Raw genomic sequence first — 22206 nt, forward strand, 5'->3', positions numbered from 1 at the left:
TGCAACAATCATAACGCACGAAGCGGAATGCTTCGGGCAGGCGACACGAGGAACACACCATGGAGCGGATCTGGCTCAAGCAATACCCGCCGGGCGTCCCGGCCGACATCGACGTGACGCAGTATCCCTCGCTGGTCGATCTGTTCGAGGAGAGCTTCCGTAAGTACAGCGATCGCAAAGCCTTCATCTGCATGGACAAGGCGATCACCTATCGCGAGCTCGACGAAATGTCGGTCGCGCTGGGCGCCTACCTGCAGGGCAAGGGTCTGCAGAAGGGCGCGCGCGTCGCGCTGATGATGCCGAACGTGCTGCAGTATCCGGTGGCGATCGCTGCAGTGCTGCGCGCCGGCTTCGCGGTGGTCAACGTCAACCCGCTCTACACCCCGCGCGAGCTCGAGCATCAGCTCAAAGACTCCGGCGCCGAAGCCATCATCGTGCTGGAGAACTTCGCCCACACGGTCGAGCAGGTGGCCGCCCGCACGCCCGTCAAGCACATCATCGTCGGCACGATGGGCGACATGCTCGGCTTCAAGGGCGTGATCGTCAATCTGGTGGTCCGCAAAGTGAAGAAGATGGTGCCGGCCTATTCGCTGCCGGGCGCGGTCTCGTTCAACGACGCGGTCTCGGCCGGCCGCGGCCAGAAGTTCACCAAGCCGGCGATCGGTCCCGAGAGCGTTGCCTTCCTGCAATATACCGGCGGCACCACCGGCGTCTCCAAGGGCGCGACGCTGCTCCACCGCAACGTGGTGGCGAACGTGCTGCAGAACGACGCCTGGCTGCAGCCGGCGCTGGCCAAGCCGCCGCATGTCGACCAGCTGTTCATCGTCTGCGCGCTGCCGCTGTATCACATCTTCGCGCTGACCGCGTGCTACCTGCTCGGCATGCGCGCCGGCGGCGTCAACTTGTTGATCCCGAACCCGCGCGACATTCCGGGCTTCATCAAGGAACTGATGAAGTATCAGGTCAACAGCTTCCCGGCCGTCAACACGCTTTACAACGGCCTGCTCCACGCGCCGGGCTTCGACAAGGTCGACTTCTCCAAGCTGAAAATCTCGAATGGCGGCGGCATGGCGGTGCAACGCCCGGTCGCCGAAGCCTGGCTGAAGATGACCGGCTGCCCGATCGCCGAAGGCTACGGTCTGTCCGAGACCGCGCCGGTGCTGACCTGCAACCCCGCGACCGTGACCGAGTTCAACGGCACCATCGGGCTTCCGATGCCGTCGACCGAGCTCTCGATCCGCGACGAAGAGGGCAAGGAAGTGCCGTTCGGCACCCCGGGAGAGATTTGCGCCAGGGGTCCGCAGGTGATGTCCGGCTACTGGAATCGTCCCGACGAGACGGCGCTGGTGGTGACCGCCGACGGCTTCTTCCGCACCGGCGATATCGGCGTGATGTCGCCCGACGGCTTCACCAAGATCGTCGACCGCAAGAAGGATATGATCCTGGTCTCCGGCTTCAACGTCTATCCGAACGAAGTCGAGGAAGTGGTCGCCAGCCATCCCGGCGTGCTGGAATGCGCGGTGATCGGCGTGCCGGACTCGCGCACCGGCGAGGCCGTCAAGGCGTTCGTGGTGAAGAAGGACCCGGATGTCACCGCCGAGGACATCATCAAGTTCTGCCACAACGAACTGACCAACTACAAAGTGCCGCGGCAGATCGAATTCCGCACCACGCTGCCGAAGACCAACGTCGGCAAGATCCTGCGCCGCGAACTGCGCGACGAGAAGAAGAGCAATCAGGCAGCGGCGTAACGCCTGCTGTCCTCTTGCCCTCCACGTCATTCCGGGGCGCGGCCAAACGGCCGCGAACCCGGATTCCCGCAGTTATCGTGCCGGTGTCAGATTCCGGGTTCGCTCGCTACGCGAGCGCCCCGGAATGACGGCGTTACGCTTGGAGCGCGCGCCGCCACCAGCCAACACAAACACCCGACCGATCCCGCAATATTGTCACTGTCATACCCGCGGGCTAGAAATCATCCGCACAACAGGGAGAGATACCGATGACCATCAAGGTTGGCGACCGCCTGCCCGACGCGCAGTTTCGGGTGATGACCGAAGACGGTGTGCAGGTGAAGACCACCGACGATATCTTCAAGGGCAAGAAGGTGGCGCTGTTCGCCGTGCCCGGCGCTTACACCGGCACCTGCCACAAGATGCATCTGCCGAGCATCTTCCTCAACGCCTATGCGATCAAGGATAAGGGCGTCGACACCATCGCGATCGTCTCGGTCAACGACGCCTTCGTGATGAACGCCTGGAAGCGCGACACCGACCAGCGCAATGAAGCGATCTTCCTCGGCGACGGCAATGCCGACTTCACCAAGGCGATCGGCATGGAAATGGACGGCTCGGGCTTCGGCCTCGGCACCCGTTCGCTGCGCTATTCGATGCTGGTCGAAGACGGCGTGGTGAAGACTCTCAACCTCGAGCCGAACCCCGGCAAGGTCGAAGTCTCCGGCGGCGACACGCTGCTCGGGCAGCTGTGAGTTAGTTCGCTCTCAACGCGTCATTGCGAGGAGCAAAGCGACGAAGCAATCCAGCGCCGTGCACTGAGCTGGATTGCTTCGCTCCGCTCGCAATGACGACGAAATAATCGATCACGCAGGTGACGAACTACTTCAGCCGCGACTTCATCCGGTTTTCGGTGAGGCCGTCCCGCGCGAGCTGATCGGCGCGTTCGTTTTCGGCGTGGCCGGCGTGGCCTTTGACCCAGTGCCAACGGATGCTGTGAGTCTTCAGCGCGGCGTCGAGGCGCTGCCACAGGTCGACGTTCTTGACCGGCTTCTTGTCGGCGGTCTTCCAGCCGTTGCGCTTCCAATTGTGAATCCAGCTGCCGATGCCGTTCTTCACGTATTGGCTGTCGGTATAGAGATCCACCGAGCACGGCCGCGTCAGCGCTTCGAGCGCCGAGATCGCCGCCAATAACTCCATCCGGTTGTTGGTGGTGTGGGGCTCCCCGCCCTTCAGCTCTTTTTCGACATCGCCGAATTTGAGGATGGCGCCCCAGCCGCCGGGGCCGGGGTTGCCGGAGCAGGCGCCGTCGGTGTGGATGATCACCGGCTTCTGGTCAGCCTCGCTCACGCCACCGCCCCTGCGATCTCGACACCATAGTCGCGAATTCCGGCGACATTCTGCTGGAAGCGCAGCTTGCGGACGTACTCCATCGGATCCTTCGGCTTAACCAGCGCGCCTTCCGGCACGTTGAGCCAGTCGACCAGCCGGGTCAGCAGGAAACGCAGCGCGGCGCCGCGGGCGAGCAGCGGCAGCGCGGCCTGCTCGGCGGCATCGAGCGGGCGTACGCGCGTGTAGGCGCTGAGCAGCGCCCGCGCCTTGGTGACGTTGAAGGCGTGGTCGGCCTCGAAGCACCAGGCGTTCAGGCAGATCGCAACGTCGTAGGCGAGCAGATCGTTGCAGGCGAAGGTGAAGTCGATGATGCCGGAGACGTCGTCGCCGATGAAGAACACGTTGTCCGGGAACAGGTCGGCGTGGATCAGCCCCTGCGGCAGATCGGACGGCCACACTCCGCTTTCCAGATAGCTCAGCTCGGCGGCCAGAAAATCGCGCAGGCCTGGCTGTACTTCGTCGGCGCGCGCCTCGGCGGCGGCGAACAGCGGCCGCCAGCCGGCGACCGACAGCGCGTTCGCGCGCTTCATCGCAAAGTCGCGGCCCGCCAGATGCATCTTGGCGAGTGCCTGACCGACGCCGGCGCAATGCACCACGCTCGGCTTGCGCGGCCATACTCCATCCAGGAAGCTGATGATCGCCGCCGGACGGCCGGCGAGCGTCGCCAGCGTATGGCCTTCGCGATCGGCGACCGGCTGCGGGCAGCTGATGCCGTTGCCGGCCAGATGCGTCATCAGCGACAGAAAGAACGGCAGATCGTCGCGGGCGACGCGCTTTTCATACAGCGTCAGGATGAAATAGCCGCGCGAGGTGTGCAGCAGGAAGTTGGAGTTCTCGACGCCTTCGGCGATGCCTTTGTAGGACAACAAGTCGCCGATGTCGTAGCGGCTCAGGAAATCCGCAAGCTCGTCGGCGGCGACGTCGGTATAGACCGCCATGGCGTGATCCGATCAGAAGGAAAAAACCTGGCGGCTTCCTAGACCAAGACGGGGCGCGATGAAAGGGCGCCCCCGGGGGGAGCCCCCCGGGTCCGGCCGGTTATTCCGCGGCGTCGGGGCGCAGCACCCGCGGCACCGGGAAGAACTCGTTTTCTTCCGCCGCCGACACCGTCTCGACCGACAGGTCGAACCGCTCGGCGAAGGCGCCCATGATCTCCTCGACGATCACCTCGGGGGCGGAGGCCCCGGCGGTGAGGCCGAGCACCTTGATGCCCTCGAACTGGCTCCAGTCGAGATCCGACGCGCGCTGCACCAGCACCGCGACCTTGCAGCCCTCGCGCTCGGCGACTTCGCGCAGCCGCTGCGAGTTCGACGAATTCGGCGCGCCGACCACGATCATGGCGTCGACCACCGGCGCCACCTTCTTCACCGCCGCCTGGCGGTTGGTGGTGGCGTAGCAGATGTCTTCCTTGTGCGGCCCGGAGATGTTCGGGAAGCGCTCGCGCAGCACCGTGACGATGCCGGCGGTGTCGTCGATCGACAGCGTGGTCTGGGTGACGAAGGCGAGGTTGTTGGGATCCTTCGGCTGATACGCCTCGGCATCCGCCGCGGTCTCGATCAGCGTCACAGCGCCGGCCGGGAGCTGGCCGAGGGTGCCGACCACTTCGGGGTGGTGCGAATGGCCGATCAGCAGGATCTCGCGGCCGCGCTTGAAATGGATCGCCGCCTCGCGGTGCACCTTGGTGACCAGCGGGCAGGTGGCGTCGATCGAGAAGAAATTCCGCGACAGCGCGTCTTCCGGCACCGACTTCGGCACGCCGTGGGCGGAGAACACCACCGGCGCCTTGGTGTCCGGGATCTCTTCCAGTTCCTCGACGAAGATCGCGCCCTTGGCGCGCAGGCTGTCGACCACGTATTTGTTATGGACGATTTCGTGCCGGACATAGACCGGGGCGCCGTACATCGCGAGCGCCCGCTCGACGGTATCGATCGCCCGCACCACGCCGGCGCAGAACCCGCGCGGCGAGCACAACACGATTTTCAGCGGCGATTTGGCGAGCATGGGCAACGATCCGGGGGCCTGGGCGCCGAGCAGAACCGGCGGAAAACGGGCGCACGCCAACGGCGTTGCGCAGCGGTCGAACGGGGTAGGAATTGGGCCGGGTTTGCGGCACTGTCAAGGCCGGATCACCTGCACTTTAGCAAGGCTCCTTGCGCGGCAAGCCCCGGACAGCATATATAAGCGGCAATTCCCGTCATCCTCGACGACCCGCCTTGCCTCAGGACGAATCCGGAGGGGCAAGGGACAAAGGAGATTTGCCATGAGCAACGCACCGCTGATGCCGAAGGCCACCGCCGTCTGGCTGCTCGACAACACGGCGTTGACGTTCGATCAGGTCGCCGACTTCACCAAGATGCATGTCTTGGAGGTCAAGGCGATCGCCGACGGCGACGCCGCCCAGGGCATCAAGGGCATGGACCCGATTTCGACCGGCCAGCTCACCCGCGACGAGATCGAGAAGGGCGAGAAGGACCCGGACTATCGCCTCAAGCTCGCCGAGAGCAAGGTGGTGCTGCCGCAGGCCGCCAAGAAGAAGGGTCCGCGCTACACCCCGGTGTCGCGCCGCCACGAGCGCCCGAGCGCGATCCTGTGGCTGGTGCGTAATCATCCGGAGCTGAAGGACGCGCAGATCATGCGCCTGGTCGGCACCACCAAGACCACGATCGCTTCCGTTCGCGACCGCACCCATTGGAACGCCGCGACGCTGACCCCGATGGACCCGGTGACGCTCGGCCTGTGCTCGCAGCTCGACCTCGACTTCGAAGTGCAGCGCGCCGCCAAGGAGAAGCCGACCGACCAGCAGTATGGCGGCGCCACCCTGCTGCCGGCCTCCGAGACCACCCGCAAGGAAGCCGAGTTCGAAGCCGCGACCTCCGGCAAGAGCCAGGAAGATCTCGACGTCGACGCGGTGTTCGCCAAGCTCAAGACCATCGGCGGCAAGAAGCACGACGACGAGGACGAAGACGGCGGCTTCTGAGCCGCCCACCCTCACGGTCATCGCCCGCGCTGGCGGGCGACCCAGGATTCCAAAGCGCGCGTTGCCGACCGCAGGCTCTCTGGAATACTCGATCCTCCGCCTGCGCGGAGGATGACGGACCCGGCGCGTGGCAGCTCCGCAGCCGGGATCAGCGCGAAGCGCCCTCCCCACCGACATCGTCATCGCCCGCTCCCCGGCTTGCGCCCATCGCGCATCCACTCGCCGTGCTGCCGCCGCGCCAGCGCCTGATCGCGGCGCCGGCGCTGCAGGTTGGTGTACAGCGTGTCGATCATCTTCCACTGTGGTTCGGTCGGCGGGTCCATCGGCACGACGGCGCAGAGCATCGGCGTGCGGCAGCCGCGTGCCCGGCGGCAGTCCTTCACCGGGCAGCGCTTGTGCGCCTGCACTTCATCTGCCAGCGCGCGCTGCAGCGCGCGGCGTGCCGCCAGCATGTCGATGTCGAGCCAAAGCTGCGCCCGCTCGGCGCTGGCCTGCTGCTCGAGCGCATCCAGCCGCGCGTGATCCCAGCTGAGCTGTTCGGTCGGCCAAGTCGGCATCGCTCCCTCCTGATGCTGATAGCAGCGGGCGCGCGCGCATGCGGCGGCGTTGCCCGCAAAAGCCTTGCGTGAGTGGTGGGTTCAGGGGGCCTCCGGTCGGCCATCGGGCCGAGGGAGGTGGAGCGCCGAAAGACGCGCCTTTGGTAGTACCCGCGGCCTCATGCCTCGGATCGCCGAAGCGCGAGCGCCGCGGAAACGTCTTTCGACGCTCCACCGTGGCGACTTTTGGCTGAAGGACCGTTCTTCCGGGACACGGCGAGCTTGCGGGCTTTCCCCGGCCTCTACCGTACCCGTCCAGCCTCTGTCGCGGCGGCCGCTCGTAGTAGCGGCGGACGGCGACCCTCAGCCTCCCGGAGGTCCAGGGCGACGTCCACCCCACACCCGCAGGCGCCACACCCCGCCCCGCGACGACCAGCGTCCCGGCAACGCGCCCCTCGATGGGGCGGGATGAATGGGAATATAATCCTGTACTACAGATAAGTCAACAGGAGTCTTTCGACACTACGCCCCTTTTTGATGGCAAGCATTCTTCGAGAATCAGCCTAAGCTCAAGGCACTACTATTGACGATTTGCGCCCCAATGAATCAGTCAAAGCGATCAGCCGCTCTAGTTGCCGCCAAAGCGCATCTCTCTTCTGCGGGCTATGAGCTCGATGCGGACGGAGAACTCGCCAACGGCGAACTTGAGCGGGCAACAGCAAGCTTACTGGAGAAATTCAGACCCTTTGGGTGCTTTGATGTGTTATGCCAACTTTTCGGAGGCATGCGATCTAACAATCGATTTGGACTAGGCGTGTACTTAACGGCACGAGAGTTCAGTAAACCTACCACCCCGTCAGCAATCCCATATGGCTTTCTTCTCAACCTTGCTGTCCAGCTACCACCATCGACCCAACTCCCAGAGGACCCCAAGACAGCTTGGCGGGAGGCAATCGAATTCGCCGTTGCCCTTGCCGCCATCTTAGATATTCAGCCACGAAGTCAATTCTGGAACGTGAACGTTGGGCCTACGCAATTGGGAGCACTACTCGGGAGATGCGCACTATTTGACCATGTATTCACACTGCGCCAATGGCCCTGGGAAATCACACTTCCAGTGATTTCTGAATTCTTCTCGGCCTTCCCGCTCGACCGAATGCCGCAGCAACTTGGCTGGGATTTGGAGGATGCCTTTCGACTCTGCGAGGCAATCGGTCACTTCAGCGGCCTGGACCCTAATATTATAACAAAATCAGCACTCTTGACGGCGGGGGCGCACCGCGAGTCATTTGACCGGATCATCAATTTCTTTGCGCACGATATTTCGATCGTAAACAAAGATTACGACTCTCCGTTGGCGAGCTCACAGGCCAACCTCATGTTTAAGCCACTCATCGCGATACAACCCGACACCTTCTTTCTGCCAGCCGCATCGACCTCAGGTCCCGCGTTTTATGAAGCACTGATGGCGGCGATTAGGCCATTGGTAAATCGAAACGAAATCGACGATCTCCAAGGAACTGGGACTGAGCGGGTATTTGCGCGACTGATTAATGACGCTGGATTACCCATCGTAGCAGCCAATGCAAAATATAACATGGGAACAAATGCCGACGGAGAGTGCGACCTTATTCTGGCTGACGAGCGCCACATCGTATTCTTGGAATGCAAGGCAAAGGCACTCACTCGCGCATCAATGAGCGGGAGCGAAGGAGCCGCACTAACCGACTTCTCGCTCGGAATTATCAAGGCCCATGCACAAGCTCTTCAGCACGAACGTGTCCTGCGCCAGAATGGCACTATCGTGTTCTCAGACGGCAACACGTCGCTGAAGTTCAACGGGCAAGAGATTACGCGCATTGCGCTTACTCTTTTGGACCATGGGGCGCTCCATGACCGCACCCTACTGTTCCTGATCTATGAAACCTTATTGAGATCTCGTGCTTCCGGTGCCGGTGACGACAAATCCGAAGAAATCGCATCAAAAATCAACCAAGCTCTGCTGAAGATTCAAACCGAATCGCTGGAGATCGGAATATCAGAGCGCGAGCAGGCATTTTTCACATCCTCAGCAAGCGCCGCCTCGCTGAGCGCGTACCTACAGGGAGTTTCCGACCTCGATCATTTCGTTCATCGAATACGATGTCCAATGAGCTATGCTAGTGGCAACCAGATGTTTGATCTTTACTTCGGATTGAATTCGAAGGTCATTCGCTAGCAAGCGTAGCCCGCGCGAGCGAAGCGACCGCGGGGTTTTTGCAAGGATGCGTTCTATGACGAACAAGCGGCGGCCGTCCGGCATCGCTCGGGACGCCGAAAGGACGCCCGGCACAGCCGCGCCGGACATGGCTCGGACCGGACGCGATCTGGTCGATGCGATGCAAGCATCGCCTTGTCGGGATGTCGAACTTATGCCGCGTCGGATGAGACTTCCGGTACGTGACGTTGATCCGTTCGCGACATTCTCAGAATGACTTTTGGAGTCCGACGAAGCGACCTATCGCGATCTGTGAGCCGCGCTTCGTCCCGCGTTTCGCTCCGCTCACGCGGGCTACACATTGGACTCACTGCCCGCGTCGCCCTCACCCCAGCCCTCTCCCGCAAGCGGGAGAGGGAGCGCGCTGCGATCTGCGGCATGGCCCGTGCTTCAAGCTCAGAGGGGGGGATTATCGCAGCGTAATATGCCGTCGTCATTGGCGTCGCACATCGGCGGATTACGCCTTCGGATAACCCGCCCTGCGTACTGCGGTGTGGGAGGCGCAATGCAGGACAAGAGGAGTTAAGAGGCAGGCGGCATGCGTAGGCCCGCTGCCGCTTCGCTCCCGAGTCTGGCAATTTGATTCAAATAGCTCCGATCGCCTGAACTGTCCGCGCAGCGGTCTTGGAGGATGATCCGGTCGTACGGCGGCACGTAACGGATTGTCGGGATTATCGTGCCACGTCGATTTGATCGGAGTTATTATGCATCACGCTCTTCTTTGCTTTCTCCTCGGCGCCTTTTCCGTCTGCTCGAGTCTGGTTCGGGCGGAACCAACCATCTTATCATCTTTGCCGGGTGAATGGCTCCAGGTGGATTCGAACGCAGGTCACTGCGCTGATTGCCGCATCCTGATTGAAGAAAACGGGAGCGATTTTACGGTGAAAGCGAACAACGGCTGGTCTGCTGTCGTGCGACAAAGCTTCCAGGGAAGACCCTATGTCGCAGGGAAAGGAAGCTGGAGTCCGAATACTCGCGGCTTCTACGGAGGGAAGCCGTTCTATCTCAACCTCGGGCTGAAGGACGATCTACTCCTCATGCTGATGACCGTGCCGAGTCCAGACGGCAAGATAAGCAACATCAAATCGATCTTCAAAAGACATGCAGTTTCCAACGGGAAGCAAACGTAGCCCGGTGCACGGCCGCGACGAGGTCGGGGTGCTGCGGCCAACGAATTCTGCGGCTGAAGTGCGACCGCACCGGCGCCGCCCTGGTCGATGCGATGCAAGCATCGCCTTGTCGAGATGTCGAACTTGCGCCGCGTCGGACAGGACTCTCGGTACGTGACGTTGATCCGTTCGCGACATTCCCCGAACGGCTTTTTGGGTCCGACGAAGCGGCCTGTCGCGATCTGTGAGCCGCGCTTCGTTCCGCTCATGCGGACTCCATACTGGACTCACTGCTCGCGTCGCCCTCACCCCAGCCCTCTCCCGCAAGCGGGAGAGGGGGCGCGCTGCGATAGGGGGAGACGCATACAGCGCACATCGACGGCTGATGCCTTCGGCTAACTCGCCCGACGCTCTGATCACGTCGCGACGATCCTTGTCACAACGTCGAGATTCCGGGTTCGCTCGCTTCGCGAGCGCCCCGGAATGACCGAACGACCTGCTTAGCCTAACTGTACAATCCTCTCTCCACGTCATTCCGGGGCGCGCGGAGCGCGAGCCCGGAATCCATACTCACTGTGAATGCTGTAAGGGCGCGGCGCTGCATCGCTGCGGCGGAATGCAAACGACGGTGGTTATGGATTCCGGGCCTGCGCGCCGGTGGCGCGCATCCCGGAATGACGTGGAGAAAGGACGTCGTGTCGCGAGACACTGCGGGTGCGGAGCCCCCTGCCCCCGCGGCGCTGCCCCGCATTGACAGGGCTGCGCGGTGCGGCGGAGACTTCGGCCATGGCTTACTTCTGGCTTCTGATCGCGATCGTGGTCACCGGCGGGGTGGCGGCGATCGTCAACGACACCGCCTATAGCGGCGAACTGTTCGATTCCTCGACGGTGGTCGGCGTCGCGATGCTGTCGGCGCTGACGCTGTTCGTCGGCCGCGGCATGCTGCGCGGGACCACCACCAGCCAATGGCTAAACCACGCTTTGATCTGGGCCGCGATCGTGCTCGCCGTGGCAGTGGCGTATCGGCTGTGGCCGATGCTGAGCTGAGCGGCTTTGACTGCCGCTGATGGGGTTCGACGCGCTCGATCCATCAGCGTTCTCGGCTCGCGGAGGCAAGCCAGACCATTCGTTGATCCAGGGATCGCGATTCCGGGTTCGCTCGCTGGCGCGAGCGCCCCGGAATGACTCGGTGAAGCGCGCACTGACGCCATACGGAGCGACATAGGGGCGCGGGGCCGACGCCGGTTGCGCCCGACCGTCGCCATAAATCGCTCGCAAGGCTCGCAGCACGATGCTGCGGCCGCGAACGCTCGGCGCAGTATTCCGAGCGCTGCCCCGCCGGCGCGGGGCGACAACAGGACGGCCACGATGACACCAACCACCTTCCGGATCGAACACGGGCTGCGGCCGCAGCATCGCGCGCAGGCTGCCGCCGGCTATTGGGCGGCGTTCGCGCGCAAGCTGCATTATTCGCTCGGGCCGCGGCGCCAGGCGGTCGCTTTGATCCGGCGGGTGCTCGATGCCGACTACGCGATCAGCGCGGTGGCCGACGACGGCCGCTTCCTCGGCGTCGCCGGGTTCAAGACGCCGGACGGCGCCTTCGTCGGCGGCGGGTTCGGTGATGTGGTGCGGATCTACGGTCCGGTGCAGGCGGTCTGGCGCGGGCTGCTGCTGAGCATCCTGGAGCGCGGCTGCGAGCCCGGCACGCTGCTGATGGACGGCATCTTCGTCGACGAACAGGCCCGCGGGCTCGGCGTCGGCACCGCGCTCTTGAACGCCGTCGAACAGCACGCCGCAGCCTGCGGCCTCAAGGCCGTGCGGCTCGACGTCATCGACAGCAATCACGGCGCGCGAAAGCTGTACGAGCGGCAGGGCTACCAGGCGCGCGGCACGCAATCGCTCGGCTTGCTGGAGCCGCTGTTCGGTTTCCGCAGCGCCACTACGATGCTGAAACAGCTCGGCCGCTGATCGCGCGCGGCGCGGCGGATAGGGGTCGCTGCGCGCGCGCCATCCGACCAGCCCAGCGTCTTTTTCTCTTCGTCTTTCGCCCCTCGCCACGCGTCCGGCCATTCGAAGCGCGAGGTGATTTGACGCCGCGCAAGGAAGCCGAAGGCGCAGCACTCCTCAATGGCGTTGGGGAGGATTGGCTGATGGCTTGGCTCCGTCTAAACCAGCGCGGTGATGACTGAATCTGCGCATTTGTATCGATTGCTGTATGTCAGCGAGAATCGGATCGAGGGCGATGTCGCGCATGTCGCCCGTGAGATCGAGGGCATCCTCGCCACCTCCCGCCGCAACAACAACGCGCTCGGCCTCACCGGCGCACTGATCTTCAACTGCGGCTTCTTCGCCCAGGTGCTGGAAGGCCCGCGCGAGACCGTGGAGCGGATCTTCGAGGTGATCCGGCACGATCCCCGCCATAGCAAGATCCAGGTGATGTCGGCCGCCGAGGTCGAGGACCGCGAATTCCCGAACTGGACGATGGCCTATATCGGCCGCTCGCCGAGCTGGGAGAAGGCGCTCGGCTGGATCAGGGACGACACCCACTTCGCCCCCGACGAGCGCTGCGACCGGCTGTTCAAGATCGTGATGGAAATGGCCTACGATTCCGAGCTGTCGCCGGACCGGAGCTTCGCGGCGCCGGGCAAGAGCTGAGGGCGCGGCGCCTCACCCGCGCGGGCTCTGGGCGCGGAGGTAGTTCAGCATCCACTGCGCCGCGGGGCCGAGCGGGCGGCCGGCGAGATGCGCGGCGGTCATCACCAGCCGCGCCGTGTGGTCTTCGAATTCGAGCGGCTGGATCAGCTTGAGCCGGCCGGCCTCGACATCGTCCGCCACCAGATGGGTCGGCATGCTGCCCCAGCCGAGCCCGGCCAGCAGCATCGCGTGCTTGGTGCCGAGATCGGCCAGCCGCCAGGTCTGGGTCGACAGCACGCCGTAGTCGCGGCCCTCGGTCAGCGCCGAACGGTCGGTGAGCACGAGCTGGACATGGCGGCGCAGCACATCGGTCGGGATCGGGCCGGCGATCGCGGCGAGCGGATGATCCTGCGCCACCACCGGCAACAGCTGCACGGTGGACAGCGGATAGCGCTTCAGCTCGGGCTGATCGCTGAACGGCTCCGGCACCAGCCCGATCACGCAGGTGCCGTTCAGCACCAGCTCGGCCGAGGCGCCGAGCGACTGCACGAAGATCCGCGGCGGCACGGTGGGGAAGGCATCGGTGAAGGCGCGCAGCGCATCGACCATCCGCGGCATCGGAAACATCGAGTCGAGCACCAGGGTCAATTCCGGCTCGAGGCCCCCGGCGAGGCTGCGCGCCTGATCGCGGAACGCCGCCGCCTCCTCGGCGATCCGCCGCGCCCGCGCCAGCAGCGCGCGCCCCGCCTCGGTCAGCACCGGCCGGTAGCCGGAGCGATCGAACAGCGACACCCCGATCTGCTGCTCCAGCTTCTGCACCCCATAGGTGACGGCCGACTGCGCCCGCCGCAGCCTGCGGGCGGCGCCGGAGAAGCTGCCTTCGTCCGCCACCGTGAGCAGAAGCTGGATCTGGTCGAGGGTGAGGCCGTCGTTCATGATCGAAATTTTAGATGAAGAACCACAAAACTTCATCTCTTTCTTCGGCTGGCCGCCGCTCTTAAGTCAGGGGGACAGCCAAACTGGAGGATACCCATGATCCAACGACGCCTGCTGTTTCCGATCCTGGCCGCCGCCCTGATGGCCGCGCCTGCCGTGTTCGCCGAGACTGCGCCGAAGGCCGCCAAGGCCCAGGCAGTGAAGACCGAACCGGTGAAGGTCGAGAGCGGCGCCTACGCGATCGACCCCGACCACACCCAGGTCGGCTTCGTGGTGTCGCATATGGGCTTCTCGGAGTTCCGCGGCCGGTTCGGCGACGTCTCCGGCACGCTGCAGCTCGACGGCGCCAACCCGGCCAAGAGCAGCTTCGACATCAAGCTGCCGACCGCCTCGGTGAACACCCCGGTCGACAAGCTCACCACGGAGCTGACGGCCGCCGACTGGCTCGACGCCAAGGCGAATCCGGAGATCCTGTTCAAATCGCAGAAGGTCACCGTCACCGGTCCGCGCCAGGCCAAGGTGACCGGCGAGCTGACGCTGCACGGCGTCACCAAGACCGTGACGCTCGATGCCCGGCTGCACGGCGCCGGCGTCAACCCGCTGAACAAGAAGGTGACGGTCGGCTTCGACCTCACCGGCACGATCAAGCGCAGCGAGTTCGGCGTGACCAAATATGTGCCGCTGATCAGCGACGAGGTCGGCCTGGAAATCAGCGCCGCGTTCGAAAAGCAGAACTGATCGCTTCGACATTCCGCGCCCGTCGCATCCGGCGGCGGGCGCACCTCCCTTCGTCCGACAGAAGAAACTCCCCATGAGCTCGACGCTGCACGCCCCTCACCTCGACCAGCTGTTCGTTCAGGCCCGCACCCATAATGCCTGGACCAGCAAGCCGGTGACCGACGACACCATCCACGCGCTGTACGATCTTCTGAAATGGGCGCCGACCGCGGCCAACAGCAATCCGGGCCGGTTCGTGTTCGTGCGCAGCGCCGAGGCCAAGGCGCGGCTATTGAAGAGCGTGGCGCCCGGCAATGTCGACAAGGTGAAACAGGCGCCGTGCTGCGTGATCGTGGCCTACGACACCGAATTCCACGATCTGCTGCCGCAGCTGTTTCCCGCGCGCGACATGCGCAGCGGCTTCGTCGGCAAGCCGGAGCTGATCACCGAGACGGCCAAGCGCAACTCGGCGCTGCAGGGCGCCTACATGATCCTCGCCGCCCGCGCGCTCGGGCTCGATGCCGGGCCGATGTCCGGCTTCGATCACGCCGCGCTCGATGCCGAGTTCTTCCCCGACGGCCGCTGGAAGTCGAACTTCCTGTGCAACATCGGCTACGGCGACGCCGAGAAGCTGTTTCCGCGCAACCCGCGGCTCGCCTTCGAGGACGCCTGCCGCGTGCTGTAACGCGGCCGCTCAACATCACTTTCAATCAGGGAGATTGCGACGATGCCCCGTCAACCCACTATCTTCCTGTCGCACGGCGGCGGCCCCTGCTTCTGGATGGAGCCGCCGCGGCGGTTCGGGCCGCACGCTTATGACGGCCTGCGCGCCTATCTGTCCGGCGTGCTGGCCTCGCTGCCGGCGCGGCCGCGCGCAATCCTGATCGTCTCCGGCCATTGGGAGGCGGCGCTGCCGACCGTCAGCACCTCGGCGGCCCCATCGATGCTGTTCGATTACTACGGCTTTCCCGAGCACACCTACCGGCTGAGCTATCCGGCGCCGGGCGATCCGGTGCTCGCCGCGCGGGTGCAGACGCTGCTCGGTAATGCCGGCATCGCCACCGCAACCGATGCGGCGCGCGGCTTCGACCACGGCGTGTTCGTGCCGATGCTGATCGTCGATCCGGAGGCGCAGATTCCGGTGGTGATGCTGTCGCTGCAGCAGGATCTCGATCCGGTGCAGCATCTGGCAATCGGCGCCGCGCTGGCGCCGCTCCGCGACGACAACGTGCTGATCATCGGCAGCGGCAACAGCTTCCACAATCTCTCGACCTTCTTCGACGGCCAGGAGGCCGAGTCGGTGGCGTTCGATCACTGGCTCACCGACGCCGCGACCGCGCCCGACGCCGCGGTCCGCAACGAACGTCTGGCACATTGGGCCGGCGCCCCCGGCGCCCGCGCCTGCCATCCGCGCGAAGAACATCTGATCCCGCTGATGGTCACCGCCGGCGCCGCCGGCCCCGACCAAGGCCGCCGCGTGTTCCACGACGCCATCGGCAACAAGCGCATCTCCGGCTACGCGTTCGGGTGATTGACACCGTAGGATGGGTTGAGCGCAGCGAAACCCATCATCACGACACAAACGGAGCGATGGGTTTCGCTGCGCTCAACCCATCCTACGGGCTACTCGACGGGCTCGTGCACGCGACCGCCGCGCGCTTCGCGGCATCTTCCTTCGTAACAACTGCGAGATTCCGGGTCTGCGTGCTGTCGCACGCATCCCGGAATGACGGCGGGTGGAGAGGCGCGCGCGTGGCTCCACCCAGTTGGTAGGATGGGTTGAGCGCAGCGAAACCCATCGTCGACGCAAACGACGGAGCGATGGGTTTCGCCTGCGGCTCAACCCATCCTACGAGCGACTACGCGCGCCGCGGCCCCCAGACATGCACGCCCCAGACGCCCTTGTGCGCCGGCGGGGTGCCGAGATAGCGCAGCGTCGGCATCTCGTCGAAGATCCGGCGCTCGCGCGGGTTCTTGTAGATCACGTAGTACTCGGCGCGGCGCAGCGTCGCGAGATTGTCGCGCACCCGCGCCATGATCTGGTGCGAGAACGGGTTGAACAGATACAGCACGAACGGCTCGTCGGGGAACGCGTAGGCGCCGGCGTCGCCGTGCACGATCGAGATCGTCTTGAATCCGGCTGCTGCGACATTGGCCTTCGCGGTCTGCGCCAGCTCGGCGGCAAATTCGACGCCGACGCAGGATTTGAAGCCGAGCTCGGCGGCGACGATCAGCATCCGGCCCTTGCCGCAGCCGAGATCAACGAAGCGATAGAAGCGCGGATCGAGCCCGACGAACGCCAGCGCGTCGCTCAGCACCGACGGATCACTCGCCTGATAGCGCTCGCCGAAGCTGCGGCTGTCGTGAGGGATGGTGAGCCCGTGCAGTTCGACGGTCGAGCGGGTGTCGGTGCCGTATTTGGCGTCCCAGTCGATCCGGCCCGCGCGCGCCGTGTCACGCCCGGTGAGCACCTCCCAGAATCTCGAGAATGACATCGCCTCGCCTCCCGGCTCGTCAGCGTTTGGTCGATGTTGCGTGGGCCAGCGGCGGCGCTACGCTAATCGGCGGGCGGCGGGATGTCGCTTGATTTCGCGCAAATCGCGGAAAGCGCGCGCGATCAACCTCGGGGAGTCTATGACGGAGCCAAGCGACAGCGCGCCAACCTTGCGCGACGCCAACGGCTGGACCGCGATCGGCGGCCAGGCCGGCTCCAATGCCGGCGGCCTTTACGCCGACGCGGAGGACCGCGCCTGGTACGTCAAAACCCCGCCGAGTGACGATCACGCCCGCAACGAGGTGCTGGCCAATCGGCTGTATCGGCTCGCCGGCACCGGCGTCGCCGAGGTCGAGCTGGTGATGCGCGGCGGCGGCCTCGCGGTCGCGAGCGCGATGCTGCGCGGCGCCTCGCTCGGCGAAGCGCTGGCCTATCCGGAGAACGGCGTCGCCGCCGAAGTGTGCCGCGATTTTGCGGTCGATGCCTGGCTCGCCAATCGCGACGTGCTCGGTGTCGACCTCGACAACGTGCTGGTGACCCGCGACGGCGGCGTGGTGCGGATCGATCAGGGCGGCGCGCTGGCCTATCGGGCCCGCGGCGCGCGCAAGACCGACTTCGGCGCCGAGGTGATCGAGTTCGACACCCTGCGCGACGCCCGCGCCAATGCGGTGGCGGCCAGCGTATTCGGCGCGATGACCCGGCACGCGCTCGCGGCCTCCGTCGCCAAGGTGGCGCGGCTGACCGAGCCGGCGATCTCGGCGGTGGTTCGCGATGTGCTCGGCGACACCGACGACGCGCGCGCCCTGACCGCGCTGCTGCTCGCCCGGCGCGACGATCTGATCCGCCGCGTCGCCGCCAGCGGCGCGGCGCCGGCGATCAATCGCGTCCGCGCGTTCGACACCCTGGAGGAATGATGGCGCCGCTGCGCACCAGCCAGACCCATCCGCTGCAGATCGCCGAAGTGCGAGCCGGGCCGAACCACGGCCGCATCGGCATCACCTTCTGCCCCGGCAAGCACGATCATTCGGCGCTGACCGGCGGCTGGGCCCGCGATCTCGCCGCCGATCTCGATGCGATCCAGGCATGGGGCGCGCAGCTGGTGCTCACGCTGGTCGAGCGGCGCGAACTGGAGCTGCTGAAGGTGCCGGAGCTCGGCGCCGAGGTGGAGCGCCGTGCGATGCAGTGGCTGCATCTGCCGATCCCGGACTATCACCCGCCGACCGCGGAATTCGAACGGCGCTGGGAAACCGACGGCCGCCTGATCCGGCAGCGGCTGCGCGCCGGCGACGACGTCCTGGTGCATTGCAAAGGCGGGCTCGGCCGCGCCGGCATGATTGCGGCGCGGCTGCTGGTCGAACTCGGCGTGCCGCCGACCACCGCGATCGCGCAGGTGCGTGCCGCCCGCGGCCGCGGCGCCATCGAGACCAGCGCGCAGCAGGCCGTGGTCGAACGGGCGCAGCCGATCGCTTGATCGCGGACGGCGCGCATCCGCCGCAGCGGCGTTTTTCCGCAGCGCGTGACGGTGTCAAAGACGCTTCACGCCTGATCCGCTAGATGCGCCGCTTCAAGGCGCAAGCCGCGCCGCAACCGGATTCTTTCAATGAACGACCTGCCGCCCAACCCGCCGATGCCGCTGATCCGCAAAGGCTTCCAGCTGATCGAGAACGCCTTCCTGCTGCTGATCGGCACCTTCGCCGTGGTGGCGATGACGCAGGAAGTCTACGAGACCGTGCTGAACGTCCGCGTCACGCTGAAAGAGCTGCTGCTGATGTTCATCTATGTCGAAGTGATCGCGATGGTCGCGGTGTACTACGAGAGCAAGAAGATCCCGATCACGCTGCCGATGTTCATCGCCATCACGGCGATCTCCCGGCTGTTGATCCTGCAGGGCAAGGACCAGCCCGCCGAAAACCTGTTGTACGAGAGCGGCGCGATCCTGATCCTGGCGCTGGCCTGCGCGGTGATTTCCTACCGCCCGCCGCGGCACAGCCACCACGAGCACGGCCATGGCCATGCTCAGTCGAGCCCCCGGCATCAAGGCTCGGACCAGCCAGCCTCGCCGCCGAAATGATCGGCGGATTTGTCCGTTCCGTACGAGAGCCACTGTCCGGCATGAACCGGACACAGGTCAGTGTCATGTCAAGTTGACAAGGGGTGCTGTCACGATAATGTGACTGCGCGAGAGAACGCCGTGATCGGCAACGCCCCTCCGGGATCGGAGCGGCACCGAAAGCGGAGGTCTCAACCGGAAGCGAATGGTCCGGATGATACGCGACAGTCCTGAGGGGGGCCTCGCGGATTGGTCAGACGGACCAGACGACCCGGTCGCTGCTAGCGGCACTTTACGCGTGCGAACAGCACGCTTTGATCGAAGTCTCTCAGGAGGTTTTACAATGGCAGACGATCTGAACAAGGTCTGGCCGACCGGTCTGACGATCGCGGAGTCGGAAGAGCTCCATAAGCATGTGATCGACGGCACGCGCATTTTCGGCGCGATCGCCATCGTCGCGCATTTCCTGGCGTATGTTTATTCGCCCTGGCTGCACTAAGGAGTAGATGCAATGAATCAAGGTCGTATTTGGACCGTCGTGAACCCGGGCGTCGGCCTGCCGCTGCTGCTCGGCAGCGTCACCGTCATCGCGATCCTGGTGCACTTCGCTGTTCTCAGCAACACCACCTGGTTCCCGAAGTACTGGAACGGCGCCACCGTTGCCGCCCCCGCCGCTGCGCCGGCGCCGGCTGCTCCGGCCGCCAAGAAGTAAGCTTCTTACTTCTTCGAAGCTGACAAGACACCCGTCGTGGCCCCTCGTGCGGAGGTCCCGGCGGGTGTTTTGTTTTTGGCGGCCTGAAGGCCGCAGCATGCCGCGACGACACAGTGATGACCGCAGCATGTCACCGCGTGTCCTGATCGTCCCCGAGTCCCATCCGCCGTTTGCGCGCATGACGCGTAGCCAGTGACTCGCGATGGTTGAATTCACACGCGAACGGCACCGCAGATCGCAGCCACGTCAACAACCTGCGACACCGCTTTCGCGCCGGCCTGGATTTGCTCGAAATTGGAACGTGTCGAGGCTGCGGCGGAATCACGTTTGTGATTGTGCCGCAAGGGTTTTTCGATTCATGACGGCTCCGTAAGGTCGCGGAAAAATCGTCTCCGTCACTGCAACTTCATCGCCGCTCCGCACTTGGGCCGCATTGGGCCGACAAGGTGCGCGCCGTAACTGAAGGAGACGACGATGACTGCCAACGAACCGCCGAAGTTCGATCCCGAATACGTCGCGACGCTGCGCGAAGTGCTCGATATCGCGGTCGAGCAGATCGCAGCGGAGCACCGCACTCCGGCCACCAAAGCGATGATGGCGCAAATCATCGTGCAGAACGCCGCCCGCGGCATCACCGACGCCCACGAACTGGTCGATGACGCCGTCCGCGCCGGATCGATCGGCGCGCCATAATCCAATCGTCACGCCTCACCCACCCACGCGCCGCGGCCTCCGCGGCGCGTTTTGATTCGGGGGACGCGTGGCATCTCGAAGCCACGCGCGTTCTCCTACCCACCCGCCGTCATTCCGGGATGCGTGCGTCAGCACGCAGACCCGGAATCTCGAAATTGTAGCGAGGCAAGATGCAGCGGGCGCGCGGCCAGCTCCGCGCAATACGACCTCGAGATTCCGGGTTCGCTCGCTAACGCGAGCGCCCCGGAATGACTCTGTAGGTCGAACAGCAACCTGAAGGAATGGAGGCGCGCAGGCCCCGCGCCACAAAGGCGCGGGTGCGCTGCCCGTCCTAACTACTCGCCCCAGGCCTTGAAGGCGTCGTTGAAGGCGCGTTCGCCGGGGCCGCCTTTTTCGATCGCGATAATGGCGCGGCGGCCGTTGCTGTAGACGATCGGCACGTCGAACCAGGAGCGCTCCTTGAGGAGCTGCAGGTTGCGGGCGCGGTCGGCTTCGACGTTGCTGAGGCCGACCAGGAAGAAGCCGTCGGTGACCTTGACGGCGAGCCCGGCGAGCGGCGTGCCGCGCGACTGCTCGTTCGACTTCATCAGGATGCCCGGCACGTTGGAAACGCCGCCGCCGGGGAAATCCGCCGGCAGGATGAAGGTCAATTCCGCGGTGTGGCTCGCCGGCAGCGAGGTGTCGGTGTTGCGGCGGAACGACATCGTCATCTTGAACGCCCGCTCGGGCACCTCGATGTCGGCGCGCACCGCGATGTCGGCGCCGCCCTTGGCGCTGGCGCCCTTCACCTGCTCGGTCTTCCACACCACCGTGCCGACGTACTGCTTGCCCTTCGGATCGTTCGGATCCTCATCATACAGCACGACGCGCTGCGCCACCGGCGCAGCCTGCTCGGTCGACGGCTGGCCCACTCGGTCGGTGATCTTCGGCCGCTCGGTCGACGGCGCCGGAGTCGCGGGCGCAGCGGTCTGAGTCGAGGGCGAGCGCATCATCGACATCAGGCTCGACACCACGCCCGGTCCCCACACCAGGCCGGCACCGATCAGCATCGCCACCACGCCGATCACCAGCGCGGTGCGCAGCGGGAATTTAGACGGCTTGCGGCTGCCCTTCAGCTTCGGCTCGGCCGGGACACGTGAAGCGGCCGGCGGCGGCGTGTAGCGCGCCGCCTCATCGGGCGATTCGTCATAGGAGTACGGCGCGTCCGGATCGGAGCGGTTCTCCATGGTCGGCTCGAGCCGGTCGAATTCCGGCGACGGCGCGACATTGGCGTAGGTCTTGCGCGCCGAGCGATTGGCCTGTGCAGCGGCGCGGCCGAGATCGTCGAGATCGGCGGTGACGTCGCGGAAGCCGCGCAGCCCCGGCGAATTGGCGGGCGGCGGCGGCTGGTTCGGCAGCGGGCCACGACGCGGTGGCGGCGCGGCAGGACCACGACCGGGCAGCGGCGGCTCCGGCGGAATCGGCGGCGGATCGACCCGCAGCGTGCGCGACGGCCTCGGCTCACCGGTGTCTTCGGCAGCAATCGGTTCGTCGGGATTACGCGGACGCACCGACGACGGCAGCTCCGGCTCCGGCATCGAACTGGGCGGAGCGCCACGATTGACCTGCGGCGGCGGATCGCCGGGACGGCCGAGCGGACGGCTCGATGCACGCAGCGCATCGCCGGGACGCGGCGGATCGCCCGGACGGCCGCGGCCCTTCAGCTCGGCGCGCGAGGCATCGCGGGCGCGCTGCGCGGCCTCGGACTCGACCTTGCGCACGGCCTCTTCGAGCGCCAGGCGCTCGCGGGTGATTTCGGATTCGGTCAGCGGCGGCTGCACGCCGCGCAACTGCGCGATCAGAGCCGCGCGCGCCCGCTCATAGATCGCGCGACGTTGCTCGCCCGGAGCACTCGGATCCAGGCTCGCAATAGCGCGTGCGATCAGCGGATAGTAATCAGCCATCTCGACTCAATTTACGATGTCTTTCG

The 22206-nt window shown here is 65.2% G+C and carries 24 protein-coding genes; 17 read left to right on the top strand and 7 right to left on the bottom strand.

Annotated elements, in window-relative coordinates:
- Window positions 1-59 precede the first annotated feature (59 nt).
- Together LRC39_RS21570 and LRC39_RS21575 are read left to right on the top strand one after the other, a co-directional pair.
- Window positions 60-1751, top strand: coding sequence for a long-chain fatty acid--CoA ligase (locus tag LRC39_RS21570; RefSeq protein WP_346295586.1), 1692 nt, complete (start codon window positions 60-62; stop codon window positions 1749-1751).
- 248 nt (window positions 1752-1999) lie between these two features.
- On the top strand, window positions 2000-2485 hold the full coding sequence (locus tag LRC39_RS21575) for a peroxiredoxin (RefSeq protein WP_107345858.1): 486 nt from the start codon (window positions 2000-2002) through the stop codon (window positions 2483-2485).
- Window positions 2486-2612: 127 nt separating this feature from the next.
- Here the strand turns inward: LRC39_RS21575 and rnhA are convergent, their stop codons facing one another.
- From rnhA to ispH, 3 genes are all read right to left on the bottom strand, one after another.
- On the bottom strand, window positions 2613-3080 hold the full coding sequence (rnhA, locus tag LRC39_RS21580) for a ribonuclease HI (protein WP_047309033.1): 468 nt from the start codon (window positions 3078-3080) through the stop codon (window positions 2613-2615).
- The gene (locus LRC39_RS21585) at window positions 3077-4060 is read right to left on the bottom strand and encodes a homoserine kinase (protein WP_346295587.1); all 984 of its coding nucleotides are present in this window, start codon (window positions 4058-4060) and stop codon (window positions 3077-3079) included. Before LRC39_RS21585 ends, rnhA begins: the two co-directional genes overlap by 4 nt.
- Before the next feature lie 100 nt (window positions 4061-4160).
- On the bottom strand, window positions 4161-5123 hold the full coding sequence (gene ispH, locus LRC39_RS21590; protein ID WP_263989582.1) for a 4-hydroxy-3-methylbut-2-enyl diphosphate reductase: 963 nt from the start codon (window positions 5121-5123) through the stop codon (window positions 4161-4163).
- Window positions 5124-5382: 259 nt separating this feature from the next.
- Between ispH and LRC39_RS21595 the strand changes: the two genes are divergently transcribed.
- On the top strand, window positions 5383-6099 hold the full coding sequence (locus tag LRC39_RS21595; protein WP_107356835.1) for a DUF1013 domain-containing protein: 717 nt from the start codon (window positions 5383-5385) through the stop codon (window positions 6097-6099).
- 179 nt (window positions 6100-6278) lie between these two features.
- Here the strand turns inward: LRC39_RS21595 and LRC39_RS21600 are convergent, their stop codons facing one another.
- Entirely contained in the window at window positions 6279-6656 is a 378-nt protein-coding gene (locus LRC39_RS21600) for a hypothetical protein (protein WP_346295588.1), read from the bottom strand.
- 580 nt (window positions 6657-7236) lie between these two features.
- Between LRC39_RS21600 and LRC39_RS21605 the strand changes: the two genes are divergently transcribed.
- The 5 genes from LRC39_RS21605 (at window position 7237) to LRC39_RS21625 (ending at window position 12656) form a co-directional block, all read left to right on the top strand.
- Entirely contained in the window at window positions 7237-8853 is a 1617-nt protein-coding gene (locus LRC39_RS21605; RefSeq protein WP_346295589.1) for a hypothetical protein, read from the top strand.
- Window positions 8854-9596: 743 nt separating this feature from the next.
- Window positions 9597-10022 carry a hypothetical protein gene (locus LRC39_RS21610; protein WP_264053344.1) on the top strand — a complete coding sequence of 142 codons (426 nt, stop codon included), beginning with the start codon at window positions 9597-9599 and terminating at the stop codon, window positions 10020-10022.
- Window positions 10023-10787: 765 nt separating this feature from the next.
- Window positions 10788-11048 carry a hypothetical protein gene (locus LRC39_RS21615; RefSeq protein ID WP_234822271.1) on the top strand — a complete coding sequence of 87 codons (261 nt, stop codon included), beginning with the start codon at window positions 10788-10790 and terminating at the stop codon, window positions 11046-11048.
- 321 nt (window positions 11049-11369) lie between these two features.
- Entirely contained in the window at window positions 11370-11969 is a 600-nt protein-coding gene (locus LRC39_RS21620) for a GNAT family N-acetyltransferase (protein ID WP_264074546.1), read from the top strand.
- Between the two features lie 213 nt (window positions 11970-12182).
- Window positions 12183-12656: a BLUF domain-containing protein gene (locus tag LRC39_RS21625; protein ID WP_346295590.1), complete on the top strand. Its 474-nt coding sequence runs from the start codon at window positions 12183-12185 to the stop codon at window positions 12654-12656.
- A 12-nt stretch (window positions 12657-12668) separates the two neighbouring features.
- Here LRC39_RS21625 and LRC39_RS21630 read toward each other — a convergent pair whose 3' ends face one another.
- Complete coding sequence (locus LRC39_RS21630) at window positions 12669-13571, bottom strand: LysR family transcriptional regulator (RefSeq protein ID WP_346295591.1); 903 nt, start codon at window positions 13569-13571, stop codon at window positions 12669-12671.
- A 96-nt stretch (window positions 13572-13667) separates the two neighbouring features.
- Here LRC39_RS21630 and LRC39_RS21635 point away from each other — a divergent pair, with 96 nt between their 5' ends.
- From LRC39_RS21635 to LRC39_RS21645, 3 genes are all read left to right on the top strand, one after another.
- Window positions 13668-14309, top strand: a complete 642-nt coding sequence (locus LRC39_RS21635) for a YceI family protein (RefSeq protein WP_346295592.1) — start codon at window positions 13668-13670, stop codon at window positions 14307-14309.
- 73 nt (window positions 14310-14382) lie between these two features.
- Window positions 14383-14973 carry a malonic semialdehyde reductase gene (locus tag LRC39_RS21640; protein ID WP_346295593.1) on the top strand — a complete coding sequence of 197 codons (591 nt, stop codon included), beginning with the start codon at window positions 14383-14385 and terminating at the stop codon, window positions 14971-14973.
- A 42-nt stretch (window positions 14974-15015) separates the two neighbouring features.
- Window positions 15016-15819, top strand: a complete 804-nt coding sequence (locus tag LRC39_RS21645) for a DODA-type extradiol aromatic ring-opening family dioxygenase (protein ID WP_346295594.1) — start codon at window positions 15016-15018, stop codon at window positions 15817-15819.
- Window positions 15820-16147: 328 nt separating this feature from the next.
- Here the strand turns inward: LRC39_RS21645 and LRC39_RS21650 are convergent, their stop codons facing one another.
- Complete coding sequence (locus LRC39_RS21650; protein ID WP_346295595.1) at window positions 16148-16783, bottom strand: class I SAM-dependent methyltransferase; 636 nt, start codon at window positions 16781-16783, stop codon at window positions 16148-16150.
- A 139-nt stretch (window positions 16784-16922) separates the two neighbouring features.
- Here LRC39_RS21650 and LRC39_RS21655 point away from each other — a divergent pair, with 139 nt between their 5' ends.
- From LRC39_RS21655 to LRC39_RS21680, 6 genes are all read left to right on the top strand, one after another.
- Entirely contained in the window at window positions 16923-17696 is a 774-nt protein-coding gene (locus LRC39_RS21655) for a type III effector HopAG1 (protein ID WP_346295596.1), read from the top strand.
- Entirely contained in the window at window positions 17696-18253 is a 558-nt protein-coding gene (locus LRC39_RS21660) for a cyclin-dependent kinase inhibitor 3 family protein (protein ID WP_107356849.1), read from the top strand. The genes LRC39_RS21655 and LRC39_RS21660 overlap by 1 nt, the downstream gene beginning before the upstream one ends.
- A 129-nt stretch (window positions 18254-18382) precedes the next feature.
- Window positions 18383-18853 (top strand): phosphate-starvation-inducible protein PsiE, encoded by a 471-nt coding sequence (locus LRC39_RS21665; RefSeq protein ID WP_346295597.1) that lies wholly within the window; start codon window positions 18383-18385, stop codon window positions 18851-18853.
- Between the two features lie 322 nt (window positions 18854-19175).
- Window positions 19176-19331 (top strand): light-harvesting antenna LH1, beta subunit, encoded by a 156-nt coding sequence (gene pufB / locus LRC39_RS21670; protein WP_022721374.1) that lies wholly within the window; start codon window positions 19176-19178, stop codon window positions 19329-19331.
- A 12-nt stretch (window positions 19332-19343) separates the two neighbouring features.
- Complete coding sequence (gene pufA / locus LRC39_RS21675) at window positions 19344-19544, top strand: light-harvesting protein (protein ID WP_107345876.1); 201 nt, start codon at window positions 19344-19346, stop codon at window positions 19542-19544.
- 474 nt (window positions 19545-20018) lie between these two features.
- Entirely contained in the window at window positions 20019-20237 is a 219-nt protein-coding gene (locus tag LRC39_RS21680) for a hypothetical protein (protein WP_107345877.1), read from the top strand.
- Between the two features lie 335 nt (window positions 20238-20572).
- Here LRC39_RS21680 and LRC39_RS21685 read toward each other — a convergent pair whose 3' ends face one another.
- Window positions 20573-22180 (bottom strand): hypothetical protein, encoded by a 1608-nt coding sequence (locus tag LRC39_RS21685; protein ID WP_346295598.1) that lies wholly within the window; start codon window positions 22178-22180, stop codon window positions 20573-20575.
- Window positions 22181-22206: the final 26 nt, after the last annotated feature.

The sequence above is a fragment of the Rhodopseudomonas sp. P1 genome, assembly GCF_039642825.1.
In the GTDB taxonomy this organism is placed as follows: domain Bacteria; phylum Pseudomonadota; class Alphaproteobacteria; order Rhizobiales; family Xanthobacteraceae; genus Rhodopseudomonas; species Rhodopseudomonas palustris_H.